This is a genomic window from Mesorhizobium quangtriensis (assembly GCF_040081925.1).
Taxonomy (GTDB): Bacteria; Pseudomonadota; Alphaproteobacteria; order Rhizobiales; family Rhizobiaceae; genus Mesorhizobium_K; species Mesorhizobium_K quangtriensis.
Window position 1 is genome coordinate 13,082 of the sequence record NZ_JBEBMF010000003.1, and the last position, 12,122, is coordinate 25,203.

Sequence of the window (12,122 nt, forward strand, 5' to 3'; positions counted from 1 at the left end):
GCAGTCGTCCCCTCCGGCGGAGAGTGTTGCGGATAGGACCCGCAAATCGAGGTGTCAGTGGTCGACGGAGTTTCTGCCGGAAAGACCGTCTATTATGGGGCATTCAGGCCGGTGGTCGCCGTGGCAGGTTTCCACCAGGTGACTCAGCATGTCGCGCAGGCCCTGCAATTCCGCAATCTTGCGGTCGATCGCACCAAGCTTTACCGTTGCGATCGTCTTGACATCCGCGCTCTCGCGATCCCGGTCGCCGTAAAGCGACAGAAGCTGACGGCACTCCTCCACCGAGAAGCCGAGGCTTCGCGAGCGTTGGAGGAAACGAAGACGGTGCACATCTTCCGTCGAATAGTCGCGATAGCCGTTCTCACGCCGGTCCGGCGCGATCAGCCCGATGTCCTCGTAGTAGCGGATGGTCTTGGCCGGCAGACCCGAGCGCTCCGAAACCGTCCCGATGTTCATGGCTGCTCTCCCTTCACCCGAGCTTGAGCGTGCGCAGGCGCAGCGCGTTGGCGATCACCGAGACGGACGACAGGCTCATCGCCGCCGCCGCGATCATCGGCGAAAGCAGCGTCCCGAAGACCGGATAGAGGACGCCGGCTGCCACCGGAACGCCGAGCGCGTTGTAGACGAATGCGAAGAACAGGTTCTGCTTGATGTTCCTGATCGTCGCCTGGGACAGAATGCGAGCGCGGACGATGCCATTCAGGTCACCCTTCACCAGCGTGATCCCGGCGCTTTCGACGGCGACATCCGCACCCGTGCCCATGGCGATTCCGACATCGGCCGCGGCGAGCGCGGGCGCGTCGTTGACGCCGTCGCCGGCCATGGCGACCTTTGCCCCATTGGCGCGCAATTCTTCGATGAGTTGCTGCTTGCCTTCCGGCAGCATGTCGGCGCGCACCTCGTCGATGCCGAGCTTCGCGGCGACCGCCCTTGCCGTGCGTTCGTTGTCGCCGGTCGCCATGATGATCCTCAGCCCGGTTTCATGCAGCGCCCGGATGGCGTCGACCGTGGTGGACTTGATCGGGTCGGCGACCGCGACGACGCCGGCCGGCTTGCCGTCGACGGCGACGAACATCGCCGTCTTGCCCTCGGAGCGAAGCGCGTCGGCCTTCGATGACAGGCCGGAAACATCGGCGTTCAGGTCCTCCATCATCGCGGCATTGCCGAGCGCGACCCGGCGGCCGTCAACGGTTCCGGACACGCCCTTTCCGGTTATGGCCTCGAAGTCCGATGCTGCTGAGATCGCCAGGCCGCGCGCCTCGGCGCCCTCGGCGATCGCCTCGGCCAGAGGATGTTCCGAGCCGCGCTCCAGGCCCGCCGAGAGCGCCAGCAGGTCGGATTCGTCGAACCCGTCCGCCGCCATCACGTCGGTCAGTTTCGGCCGTCCCTCGGTCAGGGTGCCCGTCTTGTCCACGATCAGCGTATCGACATTGGCGAAACGCTCCAGCGCCTCGGCGTCCTTGATGAGGACGCCCGCCTGCGCGCCGCGTCCGGTCGCCGTCATGATCGACATCGGCGTGGCGAGGCCGAGCGCGCATGGACAGGCGATGATGAGCACGGAGACCGCCGAGACGATGGCGAAGATCATGCTCGGTTCGGGACCGAACAGCGCCCAGACCACGAAGGCGGCGATCGCGACCAGGACCACCGTCGGCACGAAGTAGAAGGAGACGCGGTCGGCCAGGCCCTGGATCGGCGCGCGCGAACGCTGTGCCTTTGCGACCATCTCGACGATGCGCGACAGCATCGTGTCGGCGCCGACCTTGTCGGCCCGGATCACCAGAGTTCCATTGCGGTTGAGCGTTCCGCCGGTGACTGTGTCGCCCTCGGTCTTCTCGACCGGCAGGGGTTCGCCGGTGATCATGCTTTCGTCGATCGATGTCCGGCCCTCCAGGACCGTGCCGTCGACCGGCACCCCATCGCCCGGCCGGACGCGCAGCCGGTCACCCGCCATGACTTCATCGAGCGGGACGTCACTCTCGGCGCCGTCCGCGGCAATCCGCCGTGCGGTCTTGGGCGCGAGGTCTAGAAGCGCCCGGATCGCCGATCCCGTCCGCTCCCGTGCGCGAAGCTCAAGAACCTGTCCGAGGAACACGAGGGCGACGATGACCGCAGCGGCCTCGAAATAGACCGGCACGGCGTCCCCATGTCCGCGGAACTGGTGCGGGAACAGATCCGGGAAGAGCGTCGCGACGACGCTGTAGAGATAGGCGACGCCGACGCCGATCGAGATCAGCGTCCACATGTTCGGGCTGCGGTTGACGATCGAGTCCCAGCCGCGATGAAAGAACGGGATGGCGGCCCAGAGGACGACAGGCGTCGCCAGCGCGAACTCGATCCAGATGGCGGTACGCTCGCCGAGCCATTCGCGGAACGGCAGGCCGAGCATCGGCCCCATGGTGATCAGGAGCAGCGGGATCGACAGGACGCCGCTGACCCACAGCCGGCGCGTGAAGTCGACGAGTTCCGGGTTGGGACCCTCGTCGCCGGTCGGCACGCCCATCGGCTCCAGCGCCATGCCGCATTTGGGACACGAGCCTGGCTTGTCGCGCACGATCTCCGGATGCATCGGGCAGGTGTATTGCGTGCCCTTCGGCATGGGTTCCGGCTTGGGCCGGTCCCCGAGATAGCGCACCGGTTCGCTCTCGAACTTCCCCTTGCAGCCGGTCGAGCAGAAGTAGAAGCCCTCGCCCTCGCGGCGCGCGAAGTGAGCCGCCGTCGCGCGGTCGACGGTCATGCCGCAGACCGGGTCGACCGCTGTCAGGAACGAATGCGGCGCCTTGGCGAACCTGTCCCGGCAGGACGCGCTGCAGAAATGATAGACGTGGCCGTCATGGTCGAACTGCGGCTTGCCGGCTTTCGGATCCACCGTCATTCCGCAGACCGGATCGCGAATGACCGACGTGGGTTGCATCGGTTCGCTCCCTGCACAGCAGGAGCCGGCGCCTTTGTGGCCATGGTGACTGTGGTCATGAGCGGTCATGGTTGCGACCCTCCAGTTGTCCGATCGCGCCCTTGGTGGACCTTCCAGTCACTAGAGGGTCAAGCGGTATTTTAGGACTTGACCTTCCACCCGCTGGAAGGATGATCTTACCCACGATACAGGTTGTCGAGACACGCAACTTTGGGCTCCGCCTTGATTTCGCCGCGTCTTGAGGAATGCTGCAACCAGGCCGTCGATTCTGCGCCGGAGACCAATGCGGACGTTATCGAGCACCTTTGCCCGGCTGATCGCGCTGAGCCTCGTGCTTGTTGCGACGGCGGCGTTCGTTCTTCAGGGCGCCTCCGCGCAAGGCCATAACCACGCGGCGGCGCATGTTCACGCTGCAGCCGGTGGCGCAGCCGACCACTCTCACGATCACCATCACAGTTCCGATGCCAGCCATGCCGGGCATTCCCACGACCATGGCGGGGCCGGGCATACGGCGACAGGCGATCTAGAGTCGTCGATGGCGGGGTTCGACGATAACGGCTCCTGCTGCGGCAAGTTCTGCTCTTCCGTGGTGTTCGTGTCGCCGCCCTCTCTTGGCGCAATGAAACGGCCACCACAGCATTCCGCGATCATCCGAAGCCAGGTTCCCGACGGCATCGGTCCCTCCGGCCTCAAGCGGCCGCCCCGAACGATCCGCATGACCTGACCTGGCGACCGGCTCGGCCGCGTCGCCTTGCGCGCGCTGCCGACACTCCGGGATCTATCGCCTCATGCCGTCCATGACCTTCGACCTCTGTCGCTGCCTGCGAGTCTTGCTCGCATGGCTGGCGATTACAGCCACTCTTTCCCCCGCCAAGGCGCATGAGGGTCACGATCACGGTGCCCCGCAGCCTGTCATGGCTGCAACGTCCTCGCCTCGGATGGCCGTCCAGTCCGAAACGTACGAGCTCGTCGGCATCCTGACAGCGGGCACCCTGAGGCTCTATCTCGACCGCTTCGAAACAAACGAGCCGATAACGGAGGCCACGATCGTCGCGACCGTGGGAGGAACCGACATCGCCGCTGCGCCCAATGGCGACGGCACATTCGATGTCACCTCAGACGCCTTAGCTGGTGAAGGCCCATTGGAGATCGTATTCGTCATCACGGCCCCGTCGGGCGATGACCTGCTGATCGGCACGCTCGATCTCCCGAAGCGCCCCGAAACCCTCGTGTCCGCACCGTCCTCCCAGCCGATACCGGGCCTGGCGGCGGGTGCCGATATCGTGCTGGCGGGTTATGCGGTGCCGCTGCCCTATGTCATAGGCGGCGCAGCGCTGTTCGTCGGGTTCGTTCTCGGGGCGTCCCTGCGCAGCCGGCGTGCGGTTCCGCTTGCCCTCGTCGCCGCGGTGGCACTGATCGCCACGACGGCGCTCGCGATCAGCCATGAAGGCCACGATCATGGCTCGGCGTCCGTCCCGGCTCCGTCGGGAGACGCTCCGAGCCGTCTCTCCGACGGTTCGATCTTCCTGCCGAAGCCGACGCAGCGCCTGCTCGATGTCCGCACGATCGTGGCGAGGCCCGAGGAAGCCTTCAAGGCGGTCAGCCTGATCGGTCGCGTCATCGCCGACCCCAACCGTTCCGGCCTCGTCCAGAGCATCAATGGCGGCCGCATCCTGTCGCCGGACGATGGGCTCCCGATGCTCGGTCAAAGAGTCAGAAAGGGAGACATCCTCGCCCTGGTCGAACAGGCGCTGTCGCAGGCCGACCAGACGGGGATCGCCGAGCAGATCGGCGCCATCGAGCAGGAGATCGCGGTCGCCGAGGCGAGACTCGAAAGGGCGCGCACCCTCGCTGCACGCGGTGTGTCGGCCCAGAGCCAGGTGACCGACGCCGAGACCGAACTAGCCGGCCTGCGCCGGCGGCTCGACATTTTCGCGGAGGTTCGTGCCGAGCCGGAAACCCTGCGCGCGCCTGTCAACGGGGTGATCGCCTCCGTCAACATCGTGGCCGGGCAGGTCGTCGGCCCCGAGGACACGGTCTTCCAGATCATCGATCCGGACGGGCTTTGGGTCGAGGCGCTGGTCTACGGCCAGATCGACCCTTCGACCCTGTCGGGCGCAAGCGCGTCGGCTGCCGACGGCACGGCGATCGATCTTCGCTTCATCGGGTTCAGCAAGGCGCTCCAGCAGCAGGCCACGCGCGTCCAGTTCGCGATCGGCGATCCCTCTCCGGACATGGCTGTCGGACAACCTGTCCAGGTGTTCGCCCGGAACGGAGACGCCGTTACCGCAATGGTCCTGCCGCGCGAGGCCGTGCTGACCGGCGCCAATGGCGAATCCCTGGTCTGGCGGCATGCAGAGGCGGAGAGGTTCGAGCCGCGACCCGTTCGCACCGAGCCGTTCGACGCGACACGAGTGATCGTCCGAGCGGGAATCGCAGAGGGCGACCGGATCGTCGTCCGCGGCTCCGAACTCATCAACCAGGTCCGGTGAGCGGCAATGTTCAGCTTCCTCGTCACGACCAGCCTGCGCAACCGCCTGTTCGTCATCGCTGCAGCGCTAGTGCTGGTCGCCTACGGCTCATGGATGTTGCCGCGCGTTCCTGTCGACGTCTTCCCCGACTTGAACAAGCCGACCGTCACGCTGATGACGGAGGCCGACGGTCTCGCCCCGCAGGAGGTGGAGCAGCTCGTCACTTACCCGATCGAGACCTCGATGAACGGCATGCCGGGCGTGACGCGGGTCCGCTCCGTCTCGGGCGTCGGTCTCTCGATCGTATATGTGGAGTTCGACTGGGGCACCGACATCTATCGCTCGCGCCAGCTGGTCGCGGAGCGTCTGTCGCTGGTCGGCGAGCAGTTGCCGGAAGGCGTTGTCCCGCAGATGGGACCGGTGACCTCGATCATGGGCGAGATCATGCTGATCGCGGTCACCAGCGACACGGTTTCGGCGATGGAGATTCGCGAGATCGCCGATTTCGTGATGCGTCCGCAGTTGCTGACCATCGCCGGCGTCGCGCAGGTCATCCCGATCGGCGGCGAGGTGCGACAGTATCGCATTATTCCGAACGTCGCGGCCCTGCAGGCGCTTGGCGTTACCTACGAGCAGATCGAGGCAGCCGTCGCCCGGTTCGGCACCAATACCGGCGGCGGCTTCATCGACCAGAACGGCCGCGAGTATCTGATCCGGAACGTCGGCGTGACGCAGCGGCTGGAGGATCTCCGCAACACTGTCGTCGCGCAAAACGGCACGCAGGCGGTGTTCCTTCATCAGGTGGCGCAGGTGGACTTCGCGCCGCGCGTGAAACGCGGCGACGCCGGGTTCCAGGGCAAGCCTGCCGTGATCGTCTCGATCCAGAAGCAGCCTGGAGCCGACACGGTCGACCTGACCGCCAGGATCGAGCAGGCGCTCGCCGACATCCAGCGCACGCTGCCCGACGGCGTCTCTGCGACCAATCTCCAGTTCCGGCAGGCGACCTTCATCGAGACCTCCGTCGACAACGTGAAGACCGTCCTCGTCGAGGCGGCGGTCGTCGTCGCGGTCGTGCTGATCCTCTTCCTGATGAACTGGCGCGCGACGTTCATCTCACTGACAGCGATCCCGATCTCGATCCTGGTCACCGTGCTCGTCTTCGCCGCCTTCGGCCTGACGATCAATACGATGACGCTCGGGGGACTGGCGATCGCCATAGGCGAATTGGTCGACGACGCCGTGGTCGACGTCGAGAACATCATCCGCAGGCTGAAAGAGAACCGGCTTCTCGCCGTTCCCCGTCCGGTCCTTGAGGTGATCGCCTCGGCGTCGCAGGAGGTGCGGTCAGGCATCGTCTATGCCACGATGATCGTCATCCTCGTCTTCATCCCGCTCTTCGCGCTGTCGGGCATCGAGGGGCGGCTCTTCGCGCCGCTGGGCGTCGCCTACATCGTCTCGATACTGGCCTCGCTCGTCACCTCGATCACCGTCACTCCCGTGCTTGCCTACTACCTGCTGTCCGGCCGGACGCGGTCGCATGAAGGCGACACTTTCGTAGTAAGGCACCTGAAGCGCGCCAACGCGGCGCTGCTGGAGATCGCCTTCCGCCGGCGGACACTACTGTTTGCGACAGTGGCACTCTGCGTCGGCGCTGCCGCCTATGCCGCGACGCTGCTGCCGCGTGCGTTCCTGCCGCCCTTCAATGAGGGCACGCTGACGATCAGCCTCGCCTACAATCCGGGCATCGCTCTGGCCGAGAGCCATCGTCTCGGCACGATCGCCGAGAACCTGATCGCTGACGTCCCCGAGGTCGTATCCGTCGGGCGACGGACCGGCCGCGCGGAACTCGACGAGCATGCCGAAGGTGTCCATTCCTCCGAGATCGATGTCGACCTGAAGCGATCCGATCGGTCCAAGGACGAGGTCATGGCCGACATCCGGGCGAGGCTCGCCGTGCTGCCCGCCTCGCTCAATGTCGGGCAGCCGATTTCGCACAGGCTCGACCACATGCTTTCGGGCGTGCGTGCAGAGATCGCGCTGAAGATCTATGGCGACGACCTCGACCGGCTGCGGACTTTGGCCGACAGCCTGCGCGACCGTCTGTCCGGCATCCCCGGCCTCGTCGACCTGCAGGTCGAGAAGCAGGTCCGGATTCCCCAGTTGCGGGTCGACGTCGACCACGAGCGCGCCGCGCTCTTCGGGCTCACGCCCGCCGCCGTGACCGAGGCGCTGGAGACGATGTCGAACGGCCGGACGGTCTCGCAGATCGTCGAAGGCAATCGACGCTTCGACGTCGTCATGCGGCTCTCCGACCAGGACCGGTCGACGACCGGTCTCGAAGACCTGCTCATCGCCACGCCGAACGGCCACGTCCCCCTCAGCATGATCGCGACCGTCCGGGAGACCGACGGGCCCAATCAGATCCTGCGCGAGAACGGACAACGCCGCATCGCCGTTCTTGGCAATACCGACGGCGAGCGCGACATGGCGGCGATCGTGGCAGACATCCGCGCCGCGATCGCGGCGACGGACTGGCCGCAGGGCTATGTCACTGCGCTGGAAGGGACGTTCCAGGCGCAGGAAGAGGCGAGCCTGCGGATCGGCCTCCTGTCGCTCGTGTCGCTCGTGCTGATCTTCGTCGTCCTCTACAGCCGCTATCAGTCCGGCGTGCTCGCACTGATCGTCATGGGCAACATTCCGCTTGCCCTGATCGGCAGCGTGATCGCCCTCAATATCGCCGGCCAGCCGCTGTCGGTCGCTTCCATGATCGGCTTCATCACGCTCGCCGGCATCTCGGCACGCAACGGCATCCTGAAAGTGTCGCACTACATCAACCTGGCGCTCTACGAGGGTGAGCGCTTCGGGAAGCAACTGGTGGTCCGCGGCAGTCTGGAACGGCTCTCGCCGGTGCTGATGACCGCTCTGTCGGCGGGTCTGGCGCTTATCCCCCTGCTCATCGGTGCCGGCGAGCCAGGCCGGGAGATTCTGCATCCGGTTGCTGTGACGATCTTCGGCGGTCTGGTCTCGGCGACACTGCTCGACACCTTCCTCACCCCGGTCCTGTTCCTGGCCTTCGGGCGCAAACCCCTCGAACGAATCCTCGCCGGGCGCGCCGGGAGGCCGGCGGTCACATCGACTCCGGTCGAAGCATTCTGAAACATCGAAGAAGGAGAAAGACATGAAGCAACTGATAATCGCGGCAGCGGCGCTTGCAGCGTTTCTGTCCACGGCGGTCGCGCAGGAAGCGGCCAAAGGCCCCAACGGCGGCCCAGTCGTCGAGACCCACGATGTCTTCGTCGAGATGACCGTCGAGGAGAACACGATCGTCCTCTACTTCGCCGGCCAGGACGGGAAGCCGATGTCGTCGGAGGGCACCACGAAAGCCCGGGCGATCGTCCAGGACGCCGGCAAGACGATCACGATCGCGCTCGAAACGCAGCAACCCAACAGACTGGTCGGACCGTTGCCGGCGCCGCTCGGCGCAGGCGCGCGGGTCGTCGTCTCGGCCACACTGGCCGACGGCCACGGCATCCAGGCCCGCTTCGTCAACAACTGAAAACCTGAAGGAGAACCACCATGAAAACGCTCAAGACGCTCATCGTCGCTGTCGCGGTCACCACGGTCGCTGGCATCGCATCCGCGCAGATGAATCACGGTTCGCATGGCTCCGGCGGCATGATGAAGATGGAGGACATGCAGGGCATGATGCAGATGATGATGCCCGCGGAGGGGGACAGCGAGTCCACCAAGGCCTACAAGCAGGCCGACATGGACATGATGCACGGCATGGCAGTTGAATACACCGGCAATCCCGACGTCGATTTCCGGCTGAAGATGATCCCGCATCATCAGGGCGCGATCGACATGGCGAAGGTCGCCCTCCAGTACGCCACCGATCCGTCGACCAAAGCGATGGCGGAGGCAATCATCGCCGCGCAGCAGAAGGAGATCGCCGAGATGCAGGCGTGGCTGGCGAAGAACGGAAAGTAGGCCAGCGTCCTGCCTTGATGGCCGGAATTTCGATACCACCTCGGCTGTCATCAGCGATTGCCGAGGTCAACGTGTTGCCGGTTTCCTCAATGGGGCCGTTAGCTGTCAGTCCGGTTGCGAATGATTAGTCCCGAAAAGGAGACATTCGACAACAGCGATCTCCTATTGGTCTCCATGGCGAGCAACGACTGGGACGAGGCTGGACCCAGTCAGGAAAGAAGCGCGATCACGCTCACGACCGTCACAGCCAATGCCAGCAGACTGGGGATCAACACGGCCACGCCAGACATCATCGCCAGTGCCGCTACCCAGTCGAATTTTCTATCGGCGGTTTCGCTCATCATGTCTTCCTCCGGTTCAACGTTTTGTATCCGCCATTCGGCTGTCTTGCCGCAGGGGAGCGTCTTCCGACTGGTGGAGCACGCGCTCCGCAGCGCCTTCGAGGTCGTCAAGCTGGCCGCTGCGCATGGACCACAAGAAAGCCAAAAGGCCGATCGCACCCATACCAAGCCCCACGGGAACTAGCCACATGGCAAGGTCCATCATACTTCGGCCAGGCGTAGTTTGCCTGTCCCACGGGTTACGGCTTGGCTCTTCGTGTCCTTCGAAAGGCGCAGCGCATTAGCCACGACGAGGATCGACGAGGTGGACATTGCAATCGCGGCAATCAGCGGCGTGACATAGCCGGCGACCGCCAGCGGCAGCGCGAGAGCATTGTAGGCGATGGAAAGCGCGATGTTCTGATGGATAAGTTTCATGGCGCTGCGGGCCGTTGAAACTGCCTTGGGCACGCTTTCCAGGCTCGACCCCAGAAACACCAGATCGGCTGCATTGCGGCCGACATCCGCCGCGGAGGAGGGCGCCATGGAGACGTGCGCCGCGGCGAGCGCGGGTGCGTCGTTTATTCCGTCGCCGACCATCAGCACGCGGCGACCGTTTTCGCGCTGCTGCTCAAGCTGGCGGACCTTGTCCTGCGGCAGAAGCCTGCCCATGGCCCGGCGGATCCCGACAAGCGATGCGACGCGTTCGACTTCCGCCTCTGCGTCGCCGGAGAGCATCTCGACATCCAGCCCTATGCTGCCAAGTTCCTTCACGGCGCGCACGGCATCTTCGCGCAACGTGTCTGCGACGTCGAAGGATCCGACGATCTCGCCATCGCGCGACAGCCACGTCGCTGCGCCGCCGGTCTCATGGCTTTCGCGTCCAACCGTTTCCGCATCTACCCAATCCCGCCTACCAAGCCTGTACAAATGACCATCGAAGCGTCCTTCGATGCCGGACCCGGCGACCTCTCGCGCGTCGGCAACAGGCGCGCCTGCACCATCGGACAGAAATGCCACCGCACGCGCCACCGGATGACTGGACAGGGTTGCAAGAGCGGTCGCCGCCCGCAGATCGGAGCTCCGCACGTCATGGGCCGTGACGTTCACCGCACCCGCGGTGACCGTTCCGGTCTTGTCGAGCGCAACGAGGTCGATTTCGGCCAGCCGCTCAAGCGCGCTTCCGTCCTTCAGGGTGACGCCCATGGAGAAGAGGCGGCGCGCCGCGACCGCCTGCACCATGGGAACGGCAAGGCCGAGCGCGCAGGGACAGGTGATGATAAGTACGGCGATCGCGATCGTCACCGACCGATGCCAGTCACCCGTGGCCACGAGCCATCCCGCCAGAGTGACGAGCGCCACCAGATGGATAACAGGCGAATAGAGCGATGCCGCACGGTCGGCGATCCGGCGATAGCGGGCGCGCGCGCCTTCAGCCGCTTCCATGAGGCGGACCATGTCGGCCAGAAAGGAATCGACCGGGCGCTTGTCGACGCGGATCGAAAGCGGAGCGCTGACGTTCAGGGCGCCGGAAAGCACCCTGGAGCCGGGTGCAATGCTTTCGGGTTTTGTCTCGCCGGTAACAACAGAGAGGTCCAGCACGCCGGAACCACTCAGCACCGACCCGTCGGTCGGGATACGATCACCGGCCGGGACGAGAACGACATCGCCTTCCTGCAACCCCTGGAGTTCGCGATATTCTCGCCCGCCTTCCGGCAGGAGCACAGTCACGCCGCGTGGTAATAGGCGCGCCAGAGACCGCACAGCGTCGCGGGCGCGTCCCCGCATCGCATGGTCGAGCGCACGACCCGCGAGAAGGAAAAACAGAAGCGAGGTCATGGCGTCGAAATAGGCGTGTGGACCGCCGGTCACCGCGTCGTAGAGGCTGAGGCCGAAGGCCAGCAGGATGCCGACGCTGATCGGCACGTCCATGTTGGTTCGGCCGACCCTGAGGACGTTCCATGCCGACTCGAGAAATATACTTCCGGAATAGATGAGTGCAGGCAAGGCAAGCGCCGCCGAGACGAGATGGAACGCGTGCCGCGTTTCCGCATCGGCGCCGGACCACACGGACACGGACAGCATCATGATGTTCATGGCGCAGAAGCCGGCCACTGCCGTGGCGCGGATTAGGCGCGTCATCTCCAGATCGGCCTTGGTATCGTCGCTTTCGGTCAGCGTCGCGGGATAGCCTGCCTTGCGCAAGGCTTCCACCATCGGCGGCACCGCACCGTCTTCCCGCCATTTCACGGCAACGCGGCGCGCTGTCAGGTTGAGGCGCGCAGCAGAGACACCCGGAAGCGATGCCAGAGCCTGCTCTACGGCGAGGATGCACGCGCCGCAATGTGCGCTCGGGACCGAGAGGTCGGTCTGGATCAGGCCGTCCCCCAGGCTCCTGCTGGCAAGACGTATTTCTTGGTCGGGCAC

At 65.2% G+C, this 12,122-nt stretch carries 10 protein-coding genes; 5 read left to right on the forward strand and 5 right to left on the reverse strand.

The genetic code is table 11. The features are described 5' to 3' along the window. Positions 1-54: 54 nt before the first annotated feature. Positions 55-456 (reverse strand): Cu(I)-responsive transcriptional regulator, encoded by a 402-nt coding sequence (cueR, locus tag ABMA32_RS15780; RefSeq protein ID WP_349014777.1) that lies wholly within the window; start codon positions 454-456, stop codon positions 55-57. 13 nt (positions 457-469) lie between these two features. Continuing rightward, positions 470-2,983 (reverse strand): heavy metal translocating P-type ATPase, encoded by a 2,514-nt coding sequence (locus tag ABMA32_RS15785; RefSeq protein ID WP_425475548.1) that lies wholly within the window; start codon positions 2,981-2,983, stop codon positions 470-472. Positions 2,984-3,197: 214 nt separating this feature from the next. On the opposite strand from ABMA32_RS15785, the gene ABMA32_RS15790 reads away from it, so the two are divergent. The 5 genes from ABMA32_RS15790 (at position 3,198) to copM (ending at position 9,375) form a co-directional block, all read left to right on the forward strand. Then, positions 3,198-3,638 (forward strand): hypothetical protein, encoded by a 441-nt coding sequence (locus ABMA32_RS15790; protein WP_349014779.1) that lies wholly within the window; start codon positions 3,198-3,200, stop codon positions 3,636-3,638. A 190-nt stretch (positions 3,639-3,828) separates the two neighbouring features. Beyond that, entirely contained in the window at positions 3,829-5,406 is a 1,578-nt protein-coding gene (locus ABMA32_RS15795) for an efflux RND transporter periplasmic adaptor subunit (RefSeq protein WP_349014780.1), read from the forward strand. 6 nt (positions 5,407-5,412) lie between these two features. Then, positions 5,413-8,541 carry an efflux RND transporter permease subunit gene (locus tag ABMA32_RS15800; RefSeq protein ID WP_349014781.1) on the forward strand — a complete coding sequence of 1,043 codons (3,129 nt, stop codon included), beginning with the start codon at positions 5,413-5,415 and terminating at the stop codon, positions 8,539-8,541. 22 nt (positions 8,542-8,563) lie between these two features. After that, positions 8,564-8,941, forward strand: coding sequence for a hypothetical protein (locus ABMA32_RS15805; protein WP_349014782.1), 378 nt, complete (start codon positions 8,564-8,566; stop codon positions 8,939-8,941). Positions 8,942-8,961: 20 nt separating this feature from the next. Beyond that, complete coding sequence (gene copM / locus ABMA32_RS15810; protein WP_349014783.1) at positions 8,962-9,375, forward strand: CopM family metallochaperone; 414 nt, start codon at positions 8,962-8,964, stop codon at positions 9,373-9,375. Between the two features lie 209 nt (positions 9,376-9,584). On the opposite strand, the gene ABMA32_RS15815 is transcribed toward copM, so the two are convergent. From ABMA32_RS15815 to ABMA32_RS15825, 3 genes are read right to left on the reverse strand one after another with little or no spacing between them, the layout of a single operon-like run. Further along, positions 9,585-9,719: a hypothetical protein gene (locus tag ABMA32_RS15815; RefSeq protein WP_349014784.1), complete on the reverse strand. Its 135-nt coding sequence runs from the start codon at positions 9,717-9,719 to the stop codon at positions 9,585-9,587. 13 nt (positions 9,720-9,732) lie between these two features. Next, positions 9,733-9,921, reverse strand: coding sequence for a cbb3-type cytochrome oxidase assembly protein CcoS (gene ccoS / locus ABMA32_RS15820; RefSeq protein ID WP_349014785.1), 189 nt, complete (start codon positions 9,919-9,921; stop codon positions 9,733-9,735). Next, complete coding sequence (locus tag ABMA32_RS15825; protein ID WP_349014786.1) at positions 9,918-12,122, reverse strand: heavy metal translocating P-type ATPase; 2,205 nt, start codon at positions 12,120-12,122, stop codon at positions 9,918-9,920. Before ABMA32_RS15825 ends, ccoS begins: the two co-directional genes overlap by 4 nt.